This is a genomic window from Paraconexibacter algicola (genome assembly GCF_003044185.1).
Classification (GTDB): Bacteria; Actinomycetota; Thermoleophilia; order Solirubrobacterales; family Solirubrobacteraceae; genus Paraconexibacter; species Paraconexibacter algicola.
Genome location: NZ_PYYB01000001.1, coordinates 1,706,089 through 1,723,376 on the forward strand (window position 1 = coordinate 1,706,089; position 17,288 = coordinate 1,723,376).

Sequence of the window (17,288 nt, forward strand, 5' to 3'; positions counted from 1 at the left end):
CGCTCAGTCCTCCGTGCCCGTGGCGCGCGAGACGATCGCCTCGACGTCCAGCCCGGTCGGGAGCGCCCCGAAGACGCCGCCGCCGGCGGAGCCGTCCAGCCGCGTCGCGCAGAACGCGTCGGCGACGAAGTCGGGGGCGTGACGGACCATCTGCGCCGCCTGGATCGCGCGCGCGACCCGGCCGGTCACCTCGCGCGCCCGCGCCTCGCCGATCCCTGCCGCGCCGCCGGCGAGGTCCGCGCGCAGCGCGTCGGCCTCCCCGTCGAGCCGGCGGTTCGCGCCGCGCGCGCCGTCGAGCTCGTCCATCACGGCCTCCGCGCAGCCGGGGTCGGTCTGCAGGGCGCGCAGCACGTCGAGCGCCTGCACGTTGCCCGAGCCCTCCCAGACGCTCATCAGCGGCGCCTCGCGGTAGGCGCGGGCGACGCGCGACTCCTCCGTGTAGCCGTAACCGCCGAGGCACTCCAGCGCCTCGCCGAGCTGGGCGGGGGCGCGCTTGCAGACCCAGTACTTCAGCGTCGGCAGCGCGAGGCGACGGAACGCGGCGGCGTGCGTGTCACCGGCGGCCTGGTCCTCGACCGCGCGGGCGAGCCGCAGGCCCGACCACATCGCCGCCTCGCTCTCGAGCGCGAGGTCGGCGAGGACCGCGGTCATCGCGGGCTGGTCGACGAGCCGGCGGCCGAACGCGATGCGGTGGCGCGACCAGTGGATCGCCTCCGTCGTGCCGACGCGCATGACCGCGGCCGAGCCGAGGATGCAGTCCAGGCGCGTGCCCTGGATCATCGCCATGATCGCCCGCACGCCGCGGCCCTGCTCGCCGACGAGGTGGCCGACGGCCCCGTCGAACGTCACCTCCGCGGTCGGGTTGGACCGGTTGCCGAGCTTGTCCTTCAGCCGGTCGACGCGCATGCCGTTGCGGCTGCCGTCCGGGTTGCGGCACGGCACCAGCAGCGTGCTCAGGCCGTCCGCGGTCTGCGCGAGCACGAACATCGCGTCGGACTGGATCGCCGACACGAACCACTTCTCGCCGGTCACGCGCCAGGTGCCGTCCTCGTGCGGGACCGCGACCGTCGTGGAGCGGCGGACGTCCGAGCCGCCCGAGCGCTCGGTCAGGGCCATGCCGACGAGCGCGCCGGTCTTGTCCTGCGGGCCGATCGGCCGCGGGTCGTAGCTGCCGCTGGTGACGAGCGGCTCCCAGACCGCGGCGACCGACGGCTCGAGCCGCAGCGCCGGCACCGACGAGTGGGTCATCGCGAGCGGGCAGCCGACCCCGGCCTCCGCCTGGTTGATCGCGATGAACCCGGCGGCGCGCGCGACGTGCGCGCCCGGGCGCCCGTCGGTCCACGCCGCCCCGGAGACCCCGGCGCGCACGGCGGCGCCGAGCACCTCGTGCCAGCCCGGGTGCAGTGCGATCGCGTCGGTGCGCGCGCCACCCCGGTCGTAGGGGACGAGCTGCGGCGGGTGCTCGTTGGCGGCGAAGCCGGCGTCGAGCAGCGCGGTGCTGCCGGCGACGCGGCCGAAGGCGCGGGTCTCGTCGACGAGCGCGTCGGCGCCGTAGGCGCGGAGCGCGTCGAGCATCGCGCGGTCGGTGCCGACGAGGTCGACGTCGGCGAAGCGCGGCGGCTGCTCGGGGGTCGTGGTGGGCTGTTCGACGGCGAGGGCCATGACCCCATCCAACCCGACCCGGCACCGCGCGCGAAAGGGGAATTCCCCCCGAGGGGGTCCAAGGTGTCCCCCCAGTGGTGACGCACGCGGCGCCAGGTCCCGCGGACCTCAGGCCAGAGCGGGCCGGCGGTCGTCCGCGGGGGCCGACGAGGCGGGGGCCGGAGCGGCCCGGAAGGCGGCGGCGGACGCCGCCTTGCGGCGGGCGAACCGCCGCTCCTCGACGAGCCGAGCACCCTCGCGACGCACGTCGCGCTTCAGCGTCGTCCACAGACGGCGGTTGTCGATCTCCGGGTCGCGGACCGCGCCCGCCAGCCACCGCACGAGCCGCGACGGGGTGAAGACCTCGCCCGGCAGCCGCTTGCGCGAGAAGACGTCGAGCACCTCCGTCGGCCCGTCGGGGCGGGCGGCCAGCCACGCGTACGCGGTCGCCTCGATCGGCGACACGTCGTCGGCGAGCCCGAGTCCGTTGGCCCACTGGTACATCGGCAGGCACTGGGCGTCGCGGTCGTCCTCCCACGCGGCGAGCGCGCGGTCGAGTGCCGCCGGGTCGTCCAGCGCGGGCGCCGCCGCCTCGCCGAGCAGGCGGCCGAAGCGCAGCGCGTCGCGGATGCCCTGCGCGGTCACCGGGTCCTTGAAGTGCCCGGCGTCGCCGGTGAGCGCCCAGCCCGGTCCGTGGGAGTGGCGGAAGTACGCGGGGTGCTTGTAGGAGACGCGGATCTTCGACGCGCGCGTGCAGCCCTCCAGGCGCCGCGCCAGCGGCCCGACCCGGGCGACGGTGCGGTCGAAGGCGGCCTCCTTGTCGTCCTGGTACTCGTCCTCGCGCCGCTTGGGCGACATGAGGAGGACGACCGACTGCCCGCCGTCGCAGGGGAAGACGGTGACGAGCTCGTCCTCGTCGCGCCACTGGGAGGCGATGTGGCGCAGCTCGTCGCGCGGGTCGTCGTAGTAGGCGAACGCCATCAGGCGGCGGTTCTGCCACTCGTGGTGCGCGCGGGTGCCCACGAGCCGGGCGATCGTCGAGTTGCGGCCGTCGGCGCCGATGACGAGCTTCGCGTGGATCTCGCCCTCCTCGCCGTCGCGGTCGCGCCAGCGCACGCCGGTGACGCGGCCGGTCGCGTCGCGCAGCAGGCCGGTGACGCGGGTGCGCTCGCGGATCTCGGCGCCGGCCTCGCGCGCGGTCTCGACCAGCGCGTTGTCGAGCCCGGGGCGGCGCACGCACGAGCCGTGGGCGAAGCCCTCGTAGGAGCTGAACGGGCCGGTGACGTCGACCGTCTCGGTCCCGAGTCCGGCGGCGGTGTGGAGCGGCGGGTCGAGCGCCATGACGCGGTCGCGCGCGCCCAGCCGCTCGAGCTCGGCCCAGTGGTTGGGGAAGAAGAGGTGGGTGGAGAGCGTGTCGCTGGGGAACGACGCGCCGTCCAGCGCGATCACGGCACGTCCGCGGCGGGCGAGGGCGATCGCGGCGGCGCTCCCGGCGCAGCGCGCGCCGACGACGAGGACATCGGTGGTCTCGGGCATGCCGCGACGATGCCACGCCCCGGAGTGTTTTGCAAGTCCGTTCATTTCGTGAACGGACTTGCAGAGACGGTAGGGTGGGGCGCGATGCCCGACACGCTCGACACCTCCGCGGCCGCCCGCGGCGAGCGCCGGCGCGCACGGACGCGCACGGCGATCATGGACGCGGCCGAGGAGGTCTTCCGCCGCGACGGCTACGAGCCCGCCCGCATCGAGGAGATCGCCGAACGCGCCGACGTCTCGGTCGGCTCGATCTACACGCACTTCGAGAACAAGCGCGGCCTGTACCTGACCCTCGTCGAGCGCTCGCTCGCCCTGTTCGGCGAGTACATGCTCCGCAGCGAGGACCCGTCCTTCACCCCGCTGCAGCGCGTCCTGGCCGGCGGCGACGCGTACCTGCGCTTCCACCAGGAGCACCCCGGCGCCTTCCAGTTCCTCGCCTTCCGCGCGCCCGGGGTCGCCGGGCTCACGGACGACGACGCGCTCGAGGCCCGCATCCGCGACCAGGTCGGCGGCCTGCTGGAGCGGTTCGCGCAGAACATCGACGCGGCGATCGCGGCCGGCGAGGCCCGGCCCGTCGACAGCGCCCGACTGGCCCGCTACCTCTGGGGCGCGTGGAACGGCGTGATCGGCCTGCGGCTGCAGCCCGACGGGCTGCGCCTCTCCGACGCCGAGATCACTGAGACGCTCGAGCTCGCCCGCTGGCTCCTGCGCGAGGGCCTCGCGACGGGCGCCCTGCGCGGGCCCGACGGTGCGGTCGACGGCCGCGTGCCGCTCCCCCGGATCCGCTGACGTTCCCGCCCGGTGGCCTGCAGCACGCCCGCGCCCCGTACCCCCGGCATGACGCCGATCTCCGGACTCCGCGCCGCGCTCGCCGGTGGCCGCCTCGCCGCCGGCGTCCTCGCCCTCGGCGCGCCCGCCACCGTCGCCCGCGCGGTCGGGACCACGCCCGCCGACAACCCCGACGGCGACTACCTGCTACGCCTGTTCGGCTCGCGCGAGCTCGTGGTCGGCGCGATCGCGGCCGGGGCGCTCGGCCCCGGGACCGCCACGCGCGCCTTCCTTCTCGGGGCCGGGGTCGACGCGCTCGACGCGGCCGCCGTGCTGCGCGCCGGACGCGACGGACGGTTCGCGCCGCACCGGGCCCGCGCCATCGCCTCGGGCTGCCTGGCGATCGCCGCGCTCGGCGTCGTCGCGGCCGCCGTCCCGCGCGGCTGACCGATCGACCGCGAGGGCAACTTCACCCCGGAGGGGGCAAGAGTGTCCCCCGAGTGGTGATGGCGCGCACGCGCCCGCCGCCTACGGTCGTCCCGTGACCTCCTCGCCCCACTACGACGCGCTCGTCGTCGGTGCGCGGTGCGCGGGCTCGGCCGCCGCCATCGCCCTGGCGCGCGCCGGACGCCGCGTCCTGCTCGTCGACCGCACCGCGTTCCCCTCCGACACGCTGTCCACGCACGTGAACTTCCCGAGCGCCGTCGCGGAGATCGACAAGCTCGGTGCGCTCGAGCGCGTCATGGCGTGCGACCCGCCGAAGGCCACGCACGGCATGGTGCAGGCCGACGGCGTGCGTTGCCTGGAGCGGTTCGCGTCGGTCGACGGGATCGACTACGGCATCTGCGTGCCGCGCCCGCACTTCGACGACGCGCTGGTGCGCACCGCGATCGACGCCGGCGCCGAGCTGCGCGAGCGGACCTCGTGCGAGCGGCTGGTCTGGGCGGGCGGTCGGGTCACCGGCGCGGTGCTCCGCGGCCCCGACGGCGAGGAGTACGCGGTGTCCTGCTCGCTGCTCGTCGGCGCCGACGGCCGCCGGTCGAGCGTCGCGCGGATGGTCGGCAGCGAGCGGCCCTACCGCGGGTCGGACAACAACCGCGCCTGCGCCTTCTTCTACATGGACGACCCGCAGGTCGGGACCGTCTGGCGGGAGCGGCTCATCCAGCTGCGCCAGGGTGCCACCCACGCGCTCATCTTCCCCTGCCCCGACGACCGCGTCCTGTGCCTCTTCATGGGCCCGCGCGAGGACATCCCTGCCTGGCGCAAGGACCCGATGGGCATGTGGGAGCGGATGCTCGAGGAGAACCCCGCCGTGCGCGAGCGGCTCGGCGGCGCGACGAACTTCACGAAGCTCCGCTCCACCGCGGAGAACCCCGCGTTCTTCCGTCGCTCCTCCGGCCCGGGCTGGTGCCTGGCCGGCGACGCCGGCCACTTCAAGGATCCGATCATCGGGCAGGGCATGCGCGACGCGATGCGCTTCGGCCGCCTCTGGGGCGAGGCCGCCGCCCCGGTCCTCGACGACCCCGCCGCGCTCGACGCCGCGCTGCGCGCGGTCGAGGAGCGCCGCGACCGCGAGTGCATGGCCACCTACCACTGGGGCAACCGCGAGTCGCGGATCTTCGACGTCAGCCCGCTGCACCGCGAGGTCCTCGCGGCCTGGGACGGCGCCGACCCGCCGCGGCTGCTGCACATGTTCGACCGCATCCAGTCCCCCCATCGGGTCCTCAACCCGCTCGTGGGGGCGCGCTTCGCCACGCGCGCGATGCTCCGCCGCGGGGCCGACCGGCGCGCGATCCTCCGCGAGGCCGTCGAGGAGCTGCGGATCGACGCCGGCATCTGGCGGGAGGAGCTCTTCCCGCGCTTCCGCAGCACCCGCCAGTCGCGCAGCGAGCGCACCGACTGGCAGTGGCCGCCGCGACGGCCCGCCCGCGCGGCGGGCGCGGCGCCCGCCGTCGCCCCCGCCGCCGTCGCGGTCGATCCGCTCGACATCGGGGAGTCCGTCCCCGCCGGCGCCGAGCGGGTGGCGGCATGAGCGAGACCCGACGCGTCGTCGCCGTCCAGCTGCGCGTGGAGCGCGGAGAGGTCGCGCGCAACCTGCGCCACATCGAGGACATCGTCGGGCAGGCCGTGCGCGAGCACGACCCCGACATGCTGTTCCTCCCGGAGAGCGCCAACGCTCCCAACATCGCCCACCCCGTCATGCGCGACGTCACCGAGCCGCTCGTCGGCCCGACGCTCGCGACCTACCGGCGCCTCGCGCGCGAGCACGGCTGCACGATCGGCGGCGGCTACCTGGCGGTGCGCGGCGCGCACGCCCGGGGCACGTACGCGGTCTGCGAGCCGGACGGCTCCGTGCACTTCCACGACAAGGACCAGCCGTCCATGTGGGAGAACGCCTACTACTCGGCCGGCACCGACCCGGGAATCGTCGACACCGCGCTTGGACCCGTGGGTGTCGCGAACGGGTTCGAGTGGCTCCGCAGCCGTACCGCGGCCCGCCTCCGGGGTCGCGTGCGGATCGTCGCGGGCGGGATGTGCTTCCCGTCGTTCCCCTCGTGGAAGGCGACCCGGCCGTGGTTCTGGAATCGCGAGCACGCGACGATGGTCGAGCTCGCACGCGAGACGCCCGGTCGCATGGCGCGCGTCGTCGGCGTGCCGTGCGTCATGCCCTCGCACGTCGGCGACATCACGATGAAGACCCCGTTCGCGTCGTGGATCGACTGGCCGACGATCACGCTCGGCGAGACGCAGATCTGCGACGCGCAGGGCACCTCGCTGGGATCGCTGTCGTACGCCGACGGCGAGGGGTACGTGTGCGCGGACCTCGACTGGAGCGGTGCCGCGGAGCCGATGAACCCGGTGCCGCCCCGCTTCTGGATGCCCGTGCTGCCGTGGACGGTCCACGCCGTCTGGTACGCCACCAACGCCCAGGGACGCTGCTCCTACGCGCTGCGCCACCGGCGCGGCGAGCACTGGTGGCAGCAGCCGGGCGCCCACGACGGCAGCGACCTGCCCGACCACGTGCCGGCCGGCATGCTCCCCGACCCGGCCGGCGCGCCGGCGGCGGCCGACGATCCGTCGCTGAGCGCCGCGTAACTTCCGGGTCCGTCGACAGTTGGGCGGGCATGACCCTGCGCTCCACCCTCCTGCTCGCCGCGGCGGGCACGGCCCTGCTCCCCGCCTCGGCGGCCGCCGCGACCCGCCACGCGGCGCCGGACGGCGCCGGCACGGCCTGCACGCAGGCCGCCCCGTGCTCGTTGACGACCGCGGTGAGCGGCGCGACCAGCGGGGACGACGTCGACCTCGGCACCGGGACCTACGGCAGCACCGCCTCGCCCCTGACCACGTCGATCCAGCCGACCGCGCTCGACGTGCACGTGCACGGGGCAGGCCCGGGGCGCCGGGCGACGATCATCTCGACGGCGGTCGATCCGGTCGCGATCACGATGGCGGGCGGAGCCGTCAGCGACCTCACAATCCGTCAGCTGTCCACCGCGAACCACCGCGGCCTGCTGCTGAGCGGCGACACGACCGCGACGCGCGTCGACGTGCGCGTCGTCGGGACCGGTGGCTCGAGCGCCTGTCAGCTGCAGGGCAACGCGGTACTGGCGGACGCGCTCTGCGTCGCGACCGGCCAGTACGCGAACGCGCTGTCGGCTTCGGGAACCCTCAGCGGCCCGAACGCGCCGACCGCCCGCAACGTCACCGCGGTCGTCACGACGCCGGTGCCGGCCGGCAACGACAACTTCGGCAACGCCATCTCGGTGTTCTCGGTCGCGACGCGCCCGACGACCCTGCGGCTGGTGAACGCCGTCGCCGACAGTCCCAACCACGACATCCGCGTCGTCCAGGACACCGCGACCGCCGGCGTCGTGCGCTCCTTCACGGTGGCCGACGACATCAGCCTGGCCGGCGGCGGCTACGCCCTCGGCGGAGCCGGCAACACGGCGGCCGCACCCACCTATGGCGGTGACTACCTGCCGGCGCCCGGATCGGCGATGGTCGACGCGGGCGTGACGGAGCCCGCCAACGGCCTGCTGGACCTGCAGGGGGTCGCCCGGTCGATCGGGCCGGCGACGGACATCGGCGCCTTCGAGCGGCCGCTGGCGCCGGTCGCCGACGCGGCGACGGCCGAGGCGGTCACCCAGACCGGGGCGGGCCTGCGCAGCCGCGTCGACCCGCGCGGCTCGGCGACGACGTACCGCTTCGAGTACGGCCCGACCGCCGCCTACGGGAGCAGGACGCCGGAGCGCACGGCCGCGACGCTCGACCCTGCCCGCGACGTCGCCGAGACGATCGCCGGTCTGACGGCCGGGACGACCTACCACGCGCGGCTCGTCGCCACGAACGCCGCCGGAACGGCCACCGGACCCGACCTGACCTTCGCCACGCCGCCTGCCCCGGTGACCGCGACCCCCGCTCCCGCGGTCACGCCCACTCCGACCCCGGCGCCCGCGCGCGCATGCACGGTCCCGCGCGTGAAGCGCGGCACGACGCTGACCGCGGCGCGTCGGGCCCTGACGCGGGCGGGGTGCCGAATCGCCGCCACCCGCCGCGTGCGGTCCCGCACCGTCCGCACGGGCCGGGTCGTCGGCCTGAGCGTCGCGGCGGGACGGCGGACGACCGCCGCCGTCGCGGTGCGCGTCAGCCGCGGCCGGCGCTAGGTCCCGCCGGAGCGGACGGGACCGCGGTCAGTCGGTCGCGGTCTCCGTCCCGCCCTCGGCCTCGGCCTCGGGCGGCAGCGCGTAGCCGCGCTGGGCCTTGACGACCTGCCCGACCTGGGTCAGGTGCTTGATCTTCGCCGAGACGGTGCTGGCGCTGACGTCGAGGCCGCGCGCGATGTCCCCGGCGGTCGAGCCCGGGTGCGCGCGCAGGAACGCGACCACCTCGGCGACGAGGTCGCGGCGCAGCGGCTTGATCTCCGCGCGCCGCTTGCGGGCCCGTGACGCCTTCTCGACGCGCTTGGTGTGCCGGGCCTTCTCCGGGGACGGGGAGGCGGGCGCGTCGGTGACCGGCAGCTGGGCGGCGTGGTCACGGAAGCTGCGCAGCTGCACCTCCACGTACTCCAGCCGGCCCTGCAGCTCGGCGATCTCGGACGCCAGCTGGGCGCGCTCGGCCTCGAGCGTCTCGATGACCTGGGTGATGCGTGTCGACACGGGGTCTCCTTGGGGGTCGCGCGCCGGCTCAGTGCGGGCGGCGGAGGTTCGCGAACGTGCGCGGGCCGCTGAGGACCGGCACGGGGGCGATGCGCCCGCCGCGAGCGGCGCGCCGCTCGGCCTTCGCGGCGGCGGCACGGCGCTTGAGGCGCTGCATGTCGCGCTCACGCTGGCTCATCGTCGAGAGCTCGGGGAGCACGTCGGTCGCGTCGGCGCGGCGCGGGGTCATGATCGGGGCGTCGGGCACGACGTCGACGGCGAGGCCGGGCTCGATCTCCACCCGCCGCGAGGACTCGTAGTAGCGGCCGTAGCGACCGTCGGCGACGTCCACGACCATGATGTCGGTGTCGGCGCCGTCCACGCGCATCGGCCAGCGCGACGGGCCGCAGCGCAGCAGGTGGTCGTAGTCGACCGGGAGCGTCTCGCGCTCGCCGGGGACGCGGCCGGTCGCGTTCATGCGCTGGAGCGCGCGGACGAGCCGGTCGAGGTTGCGGCGCGAGGGGCCGGGCACGACCGTGATCGAGTCGATGTCGTCGTCCTCCAGCAGGAGGAACTCCACGCCCGAGGCCCGCAGGCCGCGGGCGAGGGCGGTCACGTAGTCGTCGAACTGCTCCGCTCGCATGGTGCGTTGCACCGTAGGCGCGGGCGGAAGGAGTGTCGACCGCGGCAACGACGCTTGCGCGACGTCGCGGTCCGGGCTCAGGCGAATCGCGGGGCGTTGAGGGCGATCCAGTCCTCCATGGCGGCGTCGACGCCGGCACGGTCGCCGGTGGCGAGCAGGTCGAGCAGCAGCCCGCGGGTCAGCGCCAGGCCCGCCCGTGCGAACGCCCGCGCCTGCGCGGGGGGGAGGCCGAGGGCCTCGGCGAGCCGCGCGGTCGGTTCCAGCCACGAGTCGACCGCGCCGGGGAGGAACGCCCCGGTGGGCGGTCGTCCCCGAAGCGCCTGGGCGTAGACCTCGAAGAACAGCCGCTCGCTGGGCCACAGCGACGGGTCCGAGATGTGCGCCCACCAGGCACGCTGCGCGTCGGCGAACGACAGCGTCGGGTCGACCGAGAGGTCGTCGATCGCGGCGAGCTGGCGCCGTTCGACCTCCTGCACGATCGCGACCCACAGCCCGTCCTTGGAGCCGAAGTGGTGGATCAGCATGCGGTGGCTCGTCCCGAGCTCCGCGGCCAGGGCGCGGAGCGAGAGGTCGGTGAGGCCGCGGTCGGCGACGAACGCGATCGCGGCGTCGAGGAGCTTCTCGCGCGGACCGGGCACCAGAAGAGTGTACCATCTGGTACACCATGCCCGAGCCTGTCACCGTCTCCATCGACGTCCCCCAGGGACGCGAGGCCGTCTACGACCACCTCGACGTGCTCGCCAACCACGAGGCGTTCACCGACCACCTGCTGCGCGACTGGCAGCCCAGTGGTCCGACGCGCGGCGTCGGCGCGCGCGCCCGCGTGCACGTCAAGGCGCTCGGCGTCCGCGACGTCGTCGACATCGAGGTCACGGAGGTCCGAGCGCCCGAGCTGATCGTCGAGCGCAACATCGCCCACCGGGCCGGACGGACCGCGGAGGGCACCTACCGGCTCCAGGAGCTGCCGGACGGCGGCACGCGGATCGCCTTCGAGTACCGGTGGATCGTCACCCCGGTCGTCGACCGGCTCACCGCCCCGGTCGCGCGCGCGGTCATCCGCCGGACCAACGAGACCGCGATGCGGCGGCTGGCCGAGCAGCTCGCAACCGCCTGAGGCCGCCCACGACGACGTCGGGCCGGCGCCGCGCAGCACGCGGACACCGGCCCGAGCGGTCGCCTGAGGGAGCTACAGGACGGAGGCGCGCGCGCCGCCGTCGAGGACGTAGGCCGAGCCGGAGCTGAAGCTCGACCGGGGGCCCGCGAGGAACACGGCGAGCTTGCCGACCTCCTCGGGCGTGCCGTAGCGGCCCTGCTTGGCGGCGATCAGGTCGTCGAAGGGCATCGGCAGGCCGAGCGCCTCGAAGTCCGCCTTGCGGTCGACGACGAGCTGGGTGTCGATGAACCCGGGGCAGATCGCGTTGACGCGGACGCCCGCGTCACGGAGCTCGATCGCCGCGGTCTGCGTCAGCGACACGACCGCCGCCTTCGACGCCGCGTAGCTGCCGATCAGCGGTGCGGCGGCCTGCGAGGTGATCGACGCGATGTTCACGATCGTCCCGCCGCCGCCACCGGCGATGACCGGGCCCGCGTAGCGGGTCACCAGGAACACGCCGTCGAGGTTGATCGACGTCACCTTGCGGAAGTCCGCGAGCGACTGCCCGACGAGCGGGGCCATGTGGGCGATGCCCGCGTTGGCGACCGCGATGTCGAGCCTGCCGTGCGTGTCGACCGCGTGCTGCACGAGCGCCTGGACGTCCTCCTCGCTGCTGGCGTCCGCCGCGAACGACGAGCCGCCGCCCAGTGCGGAGGAGACGGCCTGGGCCGCGTCGGCGTTGATGTCCGACACGACGACCGTCGCGCCCTCGGCCGCGAGGGCCTCCGCGACGGCCTTGCCGATGCCCTGTCCGGCACCGGTGACGATGGCGACCTTGCTGTCCAGCTGACCCATTTAGAGCAACCCCGCAGTCAGAGCGTTGTCGAGGACGTAGTGCGACCCGGTGGTCCACGCCGCGTCGTCGGACGCGAGGAACGCGGTCATCTCGGCGACCTCGGCCGGCGTGCCGCGACGGCCCTGCTTGAGCGCCGCGAGCTCCTCGAAGTCCATGCCGGTGAGCGCCTCGACGGGCGCGACCAGGCGGTCGACCATCGCGGTGTCGATGAACGCCGGGCAGACCGCGTTGATGCGGATGTTGTGCGCGCGCAGCTCGTACGCGGCGACGCGGGTGAGCTGGATGACCGCGGCCTTCGACGCGCAGTAGCTGCCGAGCAGCGGCGCGCCGCCGACCCCGGCGACCGAGGACATGTTCACGATCGTCCCGCCGCCGGCGGCGACGAGGTGCGGGGTGGCGTGCTTCATGCCCAGCCAGACGCCCTTGACGTTGATGTCCATCATCCGGTCGAAGTCCTCCTCGGACTGCTCGACCAGGATCGACGCGATCTCGATGCCCGCGTTGTTGACGACGAGGTTGAACCCGCCGTCGAAGGCCTCCTGGGCGGCCGCGAACTGCGCCTCCTGGTCGGCGGCCGAGGAGACGTCGCAGCGGCTGGAGCCGACGGCGCCGAGCTCCCTGGCCGTCTCGGCGACGCCCTCCTCGTTGATGTCCGTGAGGTACACGGACGCGCCGCGCTCCACGAACAGCTCCGCGATCGCGCGACCGAGCCCGGTCGCGGCGCCGGTGATCACGGCTCTCTTGCCCTCCAGCTCTGCCATCTCTCCTCCTGGGACGTACTCGGGGACCCGACCCTAGTCCGCGCGTCGCGCACGGCGGTAGGGCGGTTCCCACCCCGGCCCGGGGTGGAGTTGGGCTCCTGCGACAAACGCCCGCGACGGCGGGCGCACGGTCCGTCAGGCGCGCGGCCCGGGGATGTTGCGGAAGCCGAACGGCTGGCTCTCGCGCCCGGCCTGCACGAACCAGCACTCGCCGCTCATGTCGCCGTCGAACAGCGCGAGGACGGTGTCGGCGACCTGCTCGGCGGGGATGATCGGCAGCCCCTGGGCGACGAGCGCCTCGCGGAACGGGGCGATGATCTTCGACTCGCTGAACCCGGGGCAGACCGCGTTGATCCGCACGCCGCGCTGCTCCTTCATCGCCGCGAGGGAGCGGACCAGGCCCACGACCGCGTGCTTGTTGGCCGCGTACAGCGGGTCGAGCGGCACGGCGGTGAGCCCGGCCAGCGAGGCGGTGGCGACGATCGCCCCGCCGCCGCGGCGCTCGAACGCCGGCAGCGCGGCGTGGATGCCGAACACGACGCCGTCGAGGTTGACCCCCATGACGTGGCGGTAGCGCTCCTCGTCGAACTCCTCGCCGAGGCCGATGCCGCTGGAGACGCCCGCGTTGGCGTAGAGGAGGTCGAGTCCTCCGTAGGTCGCCTCGGTGGCGGCGACCGCGGCGCGGTTCTCCTCCAGGGAGCGCACGTCGCAGCGCACGAACGTGCCGCCGAGCTCCTCGGCGACCGCCTGGCCACCGGCCTCGTCGACGTCGGCGCACATGACCTGGGCACCGCGGGCGGCGAGCGCGGTGGCGACGGCGCGGCCGAGACCGCTCGCCGCGCCGGTGACGAGGGCGACCTGGGGAGAGCTCATGGGCGCAGCCTACGCGGCGGCGCGGGAGGCGCGCCCGCGCGGGGGCCCGCCGAGCACGGCGGCGGCCAGCGCGACGAGCGCGGAGACCACGAGGACGGCCGCCCACGAGCCGATCTCGTGCCCGAGCGGGTGTGAGACGACGAACAGGGCCAGCGCGACGAGCAGCAGGACCGCGGTCCGCGCGGTGCCGGCGACCGGGCGGACCTGGCGCGCGCACCACACGCCGCCGGCGACGAGCACGAGCCCGCCGAGCGGGCGCACGCCGGTGAGATCGGCGACCCCGAAGCCGAGGAGGAAGCTGAGCGCGGCGACGAGCGGGACGGGCACCACGAACAGGGTACGGACGAGGCGGCCGTCCGGGTCCCAGGACGGGGTGGCGACCGGCTGGCCGCCACCACGCCCGTGGGATGAGGGAGGGTGCTGCTGGAGCGGGTCCGCTCCGGTCCTTGCACCGCGGACGGCTGTGACATCCCCGGCCACCGACCACGGTAGGCGGACGGTGACGGCCGTCGCATCGGCCCGGCGCGGGACCTTCGTCCCCCGTTGGGGGCAGGCCCGCGGCTCAGTGCCCCCGGCGGGCGAAGATCGCGAAGGTGCCGACGGCGGTCGCCATCAGCGTCCCGTCCTCGTGCAGGACCTCGGCGCGCAGGGAGGCCGCCCGGGCGGTGCGGCGGTCCATCGTCGCGGTCGCGCGGATGCGGCCCTCGCGCGCCGACCGCAGGTAGTTCACCGAGATGTTCGTGGTCGCGATGTCCTCGTCCTCGGTGACGTGCGCCCAGAGCGCGGTGGCCATCGCGTAGTCGATCAGCGCCATCGTGACCGGCCCGGAGACCAGGCCCGCCGGGTTGAACAGCGCGGGACGGACGTCGAGCTCGGTGACGCCGCTCGCCGGGAGGCGCATCCCGAGCCAGCGGGTGACGTCGTCGACGGCCTGGTCGGCAGGTCGTCCGGTCATGGCGCCCAGTATCGCGGGCGCCGGTGCCGGACGACCGGCCGAGGGAACCTCCGGGCTACAGGAAGCTGACGCGCCCGGTCTCCAGGTCGTAGCGGGCGGAGACGATCGCCAGGCGGCCGTCGGCGATCCGCGGGGCGAGGATCGGGTTCTGGCGCAGGATGCGGGCCTGGCGCTTGGCGTTGAAATTGATCGCCGACTCGACGATGTCCTTCGCCCCCGCCTTCTTCGCGGCCTCGACCGACGGGGCGATCGACTTCGCGAGCGCCCCGACGTTCTCGGACGCCTTGAAGTTCGGGTCCTCCAGCGCGGCCTTGGTCGCCTTGACGGCGCCGCAGGCCTCGTGGCCCATGACGACGATCAGCGGCACGCCGAACTCCTCGGCGGCGAACTCCAGCGAGCCGACGCCCTCGGGCGAGGTGACGTTGCCGGCGAGCCGGACGATGAACAGGTCGCCCAGGCCGCGGTCGAAGACGAGCTCCGGCGGGACGCGGGAGTCCGAGCAGGACAGGATGCTCGCGAACGGCGTCTGGCCCTCGGCCTGCGCCACGCGGCGGCCGCGCGAGCGGTTCGGACCGGCCATTCGGCTGGAGACGTAGCGGCGGTTGCCGGCACGCAGGCGGGCGAGCGCCTGGCCGGGCGTCAGGCCGCTGGTCTTCTCCGACGCGGAGGCGGGCGTGGCGAGCAGGCCGCCACCGGCGACGGCACCGGCCGCGACGGCGGAGCCGCGGGTGATGAGGGATCGGCGGGTGATGTCGGACATCCGGAAGCTCCTTGGTGAGGGGGGAACAGCTGCCCGACGACGGTGACGGTGGCCCTGGCAGCGCTCGTGCAGGAGCGGTGCAGGGCTCGTGCAGCGTTCGGGCAACGCACCGGCGATTGGCGCGTCGGCGATCCGTCCTCGGCCGTGGGGCGTATGGACCGGTGTGACCACCGCGCCGCGCACCCGGGTGCTGCTCGTCGAGGACGACCGGTCGATCGCCGCCGGGCTCGTGAAGGGCCTGTCGCGCTACGGCTTCGACGTCGAGGCCGTCGCGACGGGCGCCGCGGTCCCCGAGCACCCCGACCACGACATCGTCCTGCTGGACCTCGGCCTGCCGGACGTCGACGGGCTCGACGTCTGTCGCGCCCTCCGCACCCGGTCGGCGGTGCCGATCATCGTCATCACCGCCCGCGGGGACGAGACCGACCGCGTGGTCGGGCTGGAGCTCGGCGCCGACGACTACCTCGCCAAGCCGTTCGGCCTGCGCGAGCTCGTCGCCCGCATGCGCGCCGTGCTGCGCCGGGTCGCGGCCCCGCCGCCGCTGCCCGCGTCGGTCGCGGTCGCCGTCGGCGCCCCCGACGAGGCGGCCGCCGTTCCCGGCCCGCAGGTGCTCGGGCGGGTGACGATCGACCGTCGCGCGCGGCGCGTGCTGGTCGACGGCGACGAGGTCGCCCTCTCCCCGCGCGAGCACGACCTGCTCGTCGCGCTCGCGTCCGACCCGGGCGCGCTGATCACGCGCGAGACGCTCATGTCCGACGTCTGGGACCGCGAGTGGTTCGGCTCGACCCGCACGCTGAACGTCCACGTCGGCACGCTGCGCCGCAAGCTCGGCGATGCGGTCCGCATCGAGGCGGTCCGCGGGGTCGGGTACCGCCTGGCGCGCGAGGCCTGACCCTCCGTGGTCCGCCGGCTCGTCACCTCGTACGTCGCGCTCGTCGCGCTGGCGCTCATCGCGTTCACGATCCCGGTGGCGATCACGCTCGTGCAGCAGCTCGGCGACCAGCAGCAGGCGCGCGTCGAACGCGACGCCCGCGGCCTCGCCGCGCTGGTCGGGGCGCCCGAGGTGAGCGTCGCCGCCGTCCGCCGGCTCGCCGCGGAGATCGAGGCGGAGTCCGGCGGGCGCGTGTCCGCGGTCGGTCGGGACGGCGCGCCGATCGGCGGGCTGCCGCGCCCCGGCGGGGCGAGCGCGCTGTCCGCCCTCGCGGGGGAGGAGGTCGTGGAGCGCGGGGACCGGCCGGAGCTCGGCGAGGACGGCATCGCGATCACGGTCCCGGCGCGCGACGACGCCGGCCGCGTCGTCGGCGTCGTGCGCGTGGTCGAGTCCGATGCCGAGCGCGAGGAGCAGCTCGCCTCGATCTGGACGCTGCGCGGGGCGATCGCCGCGGTCGTCATCCTGCTCGGCGGCATCGTCGGGGTCCGTCTCGCCCGCCGCCTCACCCGGCCGCTGCGCGACCTGCGCGAGGTCGCCGCCCGGGTCGGTGCCGGGGACTTCTCCGCCCGCGCGGGCGAGACCGGTCCGCCCGAGGTCGTCCAGCTCGCGACGACGCTGAACGACACGACCCGTCGTCTCGACGAGCTGCTCGGCCTCCAGCGCACGTTCGTGGCCGACGCGTCGCACCAGCTGCGCACGCCGCTCGCCGCGATCCGGCTGTGGGTCGACTCCGCCGCCGAGACCGTCGAGGACCTCGACACGCGCGAGGACCTCGACCGCGCGACCGAGGAGATCGACCGCATGGCCCGCCTGATCGACGCGATGCTGCTGCTGGCGCGGGCCGAGGACTCGCCCGCCCGTGCGGTGCCGGTCGACCTCGACGCGCTCGTGCACGAGCGCCGGCCCGGCTGGGACGAGCGCGCGCAGTCCACGCACGCCCGCGTCGTCACCGAGCTGGACCCGGGCCTCGTGGTCCGGGGTCGCGCGGCGAGCCTCGAGCAGGTGCTCGACAACCTCGTGGACAACGCGCTCGGGGTCGGTGCCCGCGAGGTCGCGGTCCGGGCGTGCGCGGAGGCCGGACGGGTGGTCGTGACGGTCGCCGACGACGGGCCCGGCCTGCGGCCCGCCGACCGGGAGCGGGCGTTCGACCGGTTCTGGCGCGGGCCGGGCGCCGACGAGCGTCCCGGGTCCGGCCTGGGGCTGGCGATCGTGCGGCGGCTCGTCGAGCAGGAGGGCGGCGAGGTGACGCTCGAGGCGTCCCCGACCGGCGGCCTGCTCGTGCGGATGACGCTCCCGGCGGACCGGGCGGCGACGCCCGCGGGCGTCCGCTGAGGCG

General features: G+C 75.2%; 19 protein-coding genes. 8 read left to right on the forward strand and 11 right to left on the reverse strand.

The features are described from left to right. Nucleotides 1-3: 3 nt before the first annotated feature. Nucleotides 4-1,662 (reverse strand): acyl-CoA dehydrogenase family protein, encoded by a 1,659-nt coding sequence (locus C7Y72_RS08100; RefSeq protein ID WP_107568255.1) that lies wholly within the window; start codon nt 1,660-1,662, stop codon nt 4-6. Between the two features lie 108 nt (nt 1,663-1,770). Continuing rightward, on the reverse strand, nt 1,771-3,177 hold the full coding sequence (locus C7Y72_RS08105; RefSeq protein WP_107568256.1) for an NAD(P)/FAD-dependent oxidoreductase: 1,407 nt from the start codon (nt 3,175-3,177) through the stop codon (nt 1,771-1,773). Between the two features lie 84 nt (nt 3,178-3,261). Between C7Y72_RS08105 and C7Y72_RS08110 the strand changes: the two genes are divergently transcribed. From C7Y72_RS08110 to C7Y72_RS08130, 5 genes are all read left to right on the forward strand, one after another. After that, complete coding sequence (locus C7Y72_RS08110) at nt 3,262-3,966, forward strand: TetR/AcrR family transcriptional regulator (RefSeq protein ID WP_107568257.1); 705 nt, start codon at nt 3,262-3,264, stop codon at nt 3,964-3,966. A 48-nt stretch (nt 3,967-4,014) separates the two neighbouring features. Then, nucleotides 4,015-4,392, forward strand: coding sequence for a hypothetical protein (locus C7Y72_RS08115; RefSeq protein ID WP_107568258.1), 378 nt, complete (start codon nt 4,015-4,017; stop codon nt 4,390-4,392). A 94-nt stretch (nt 4,393-4,486) separates the two neighbouring features. Beyond that, complete coding sequence (locus C7Y72_RS08120; protein WP_107568259.1) at nt 4,487-5,977, forward strand: NAD(P)/FAD-dependent oxidoreductase; 1,491 nt, start codon at nt 4,487-4,489, stop codon at nt 5,975-5,977. After that, complete coding sequence (locus C7Y72_RS08125; RefSeq protein WP_107568260.1) at nt 5,974-7,041, forward strand: carbon-nitrogen hydrolase family protein; 1,068 nt, start codon at nt 5,974-5,976, stop codon at nt 7,039-7,041. The genes C7Y72_RS08120 and C7Y72_RS08125 overlap by 4 nt, the downstream gene beginning before the upstream one ends. 29 nt (nt 7,042-7,070) lie before the next feature. Further along, nucleotides 7,071-8,609 (forward strand): choice-of-anchor Q domain-containing protein, encoded by a 1,539-nt coding sequence (locus C7Y72_RS08130; protein WP_107568261.1) that lies wholly within the window; start codon nt 7,071-7,073, stop codon nt 8,607-8,609. Between the two features lie 27 nt (nt 8,610-8,636). Here the strand turns inward: C7Y72_RS08130 and C7Y72_RS08135 are convergent, their stop codons facing one another. From C7Y72_RS08135 to C7Y72_RS08140, 3 genes are all read right to left on the reverse strand, one after another. Then, on the reverse strand, nt 8,637-9,101 hold the full coding sequence (locus C7Y72_RS08135) for a MarR family transcriptional regulator (protein ID WP_158276723.1): 465 nt from the start codon (nt 9,099-9,101) through the stop codon (nt 8,637-8,639). A 28-nt stretch (nt 9,102-9,129) separates the two neighbouring features. Further along, nucleotides 9,130-9,723, reverse strand: a complete 594-nt coding sequence (locus C7Y72_RS23175) for a hypothetical protein (protein ID WP_158276724.1) — start codon at nt 9,721-9,723, stop codon at nt 9,130-9,132. 77 nt (nt 9,724-9,800) lie between these two features. Continuing rightward, nucleotides 9,801-10,361: a TetR/AcrR family transcriptional regulator gene (locus C7Y72_RS08140; protein WP_199223885.1), complete on the reverse strand. Its 561-nt coding sequence runs from the start codon at nt 10,359-10,361 to the stop codon at nt 9,801-9,803. A gap of 26 nt (nt 10,362-10,387) precedes the next feature. Between C7Y72_RS08140 and C7Y72_RS08145 the strand changes: the two genes are divergently transcribed. Continuing rightward, nucleotides 10,388-10,837 carry an SRPBCC family protein gene (locus C7Y72_RS08145; RefSeq protein ID WP_107568264.1) on the forward strand — a complete coding sequence of 150 codons (450 nt, stop codon included), beginning with the start codon at nt 10,388-10,390 and terminating at the stop codon, nt 10,835-10,837. 72 nt (nt 10,838-10,909) lie between these two features. On the opposite strand, the gene C7Y72_RS08150 is transcribed toward C7Y72_RS08145, so the two are convergent. From C7Y72_RS08150 to C7Y72_RS08175, 6 genes are all read right to left on the reverse strand, one after another. Further along, nucleotides 10,910-11,671, reverse strand: coding sequence for an SDR family NAD(P)-dependent oxidoreductase (locus C7Y72_RS08150; RefSeq protein WP_107568265.1), 762 nt, complete (start codon nt 11,669-11,671; stop codon nt 10,910-10,912). Beyond that, on the reverse strand, nt 11,672-12,433 hold the full coding sequence (locus C7Y72_RS08155) for an SDR family NAD(P)-dependent oxidoreductase (RefSeq protein ID WP_107568266.1): 762 nt from the start codon (nt 12,431-12,433) through the stop codon (nt 11,672-11,674). 135 nt (nt 12,434-12,568) lie between these two features. Next, nucleotides 12,569-13,306 (reverse strand): SDR family NAD(P)-dependent oxidoreductase, encoded by a 738-nt coding sequence (locus C7Y72_RS08160; RefSeq protein ID WP_107568267.1) that lies wholly within the window; start codon nt 13,304-13,306, stop codon nt 12,569-12,571. A 9-nt stretch (nt 13,307-13,315) separates the two neighbouring features. Continuing rightward, a complete protein-coding gene (locus C7Y72_RS08165) occupies nt 13,316-13,633 on the reverse strand; it encodes a hypothetical protein (protein WP_199223886.1) in 318 nt (105 codons plus the stop codon). Nucleotides 13,634-13,868: 235 nt separating this feature from the next. After that, on the reverse strand, nt 13,869-14,261 hold the full coding sequence (locus C7Y72_RS08170) for a PaaI family thioesterase (protein WP_107568268.1): 393 nt from the start codon (nt 14,259-14,261) through the stop codon (nt 13,869-13,871). A 55-nt stretch (nt 14,262-14,316) separates the two neighbouring features. After that, the gene (locus C7Y72_RS08175) at nt 14,317-15,021 is read right to left on the reverse strand and encodes a carbonic anhydrase (RefSeq protein ID WP_107568269.1); all 705 of its coding nucleotides are present in this window, start codon (nt 15,019-15,021) and stop codon (nt 14,317-14,319) included. 163 nt (nt 15,022-15,184) lie between these two features. On the opposite strand from C7Y72_RS08175, the gene C7Y72_RS08180 reads away from it, so the two are divergent. Next, entirely contained in the window at nt 15,185-15,913 is a 729-nt protein-coding gene (locus C7Y72_RS08180; protein ID WP_107568270.1) for a response regulator transcription factor, read from the forward strand. Nucleotides 15,914-15,919: 6 nt separating this feature from the next. Further along, nucleotides 15,920-17,284: a HAMP domain-containing sensor histidine kinase gene (locus tag C7Y72_RS08185; protein WP_107568271.1), complete on the forward strand. Its 1,365-nt coding sequence runs from the start codon at nt 15,920-15,922 to the stop codon at nt 17,282-17,284. Nucleotides 17,285-17,288: the final 4 nt, after the last annotated feature.

Excerpts from the sequence above, each read along its gene's own strand:
- C7Y72_RS08155 (WP_107568266.1), bottom strand. The coding sequence starts at position 12,433 with ATGGCAGAGCTGGAGGGCAAGAGAGCCGTGATCACCGGCGCCGCGACC.
- C7Y72_RS08170 (WP_107568268.1), bottom strand. The coding sequence starts at position 14,261 with ATGACCGGACGACCTGCCGACCAGGCCGTCGACGACGTCACCCGCTGG.
- C7Y72_RS08175 (WP_107568269.1), bottom strand. The coding sequence starts at position 15,021 with ATGTCCGACATCACCCGCCGATCCCTCATCACCCGCGGCTCCGCCGTC.
- C7Y72_RS08105 (WP_107568256.1), bottom strand. The coding sequence starts at position 3,177 with ATGCCCGAGACCACCGATGTCCTCGTCGTCGGCGCGCGCTGCGCCGGG.
- C7Y72_RS08130 (WP_107568261.1), top strand. The coding sequence starts at position 7,071 with ATGACCCTGCGCTCCACCCTCCTGCTCGCCGCGGCGGGCACGGCCCTG.
- C7Y72_RS08100 (WP_107568255.1), bottom strand. The coding sequence starts at position 1,662 with ATGGCCCTCGCCGTCGAACAGCCCACCACGACCCCCGAGCAGCCGCCG.
- C7Y72_RS08115 (WP_107568258.1), top strand. The coding sequence starts at position 4,015 with ATGACGCCGATCTCCGGACTCCGCGCCGCGCTCGCCGGTGGCCGCCTC.
- C7Y72_RS08125 (WP_107568260.1), top strand. The coding sequence starts at position 5,974 with ATGAGCGAGACCCGACGCGTCGTCGCCGTCCAGCTGCGCGTGGAGCGC.
- C7Y72_RS08110 (WP_107568257.1), top strand. The coding sequence starts at position 3,262 with ATGCCCGACACGCTCGACACCTCCGCGGCCGCCCGCGGCGAGCGCCGG.
- C7Y72_RS23175 (WP_158276724.1), bottom strand. The coding sequence starts at position 9,723 with ATGCGAGCGGAGCAGTTCGACGACTACGTGACCGCCCTCGCCCGCGGC.
- C7Y72_RS08150 (WP_107568265.1), bottom strand. The coding sequence starts at position 11,671 with ATGGGTCAGCTGGACAGCAAGGTCGCCATCGTCACCGGTGCCGGACAG.
- C7Y72_RS08160 (WP_107568267.1), bottom strand. The coding sequence starts at position 13,306 with ATGAGCTCTCCCCAGGTCGCCCTCGTCACCGGCGCGGCGAGCGGTCTC.
- C7Y72_RS08145 (WP_107568264.1), top strand. The coding sequence starts at position 10,388 with ATGCCCGAGCCTGTCACCGTCTCCATCGACGTCCCCCAGGGACGCGAG.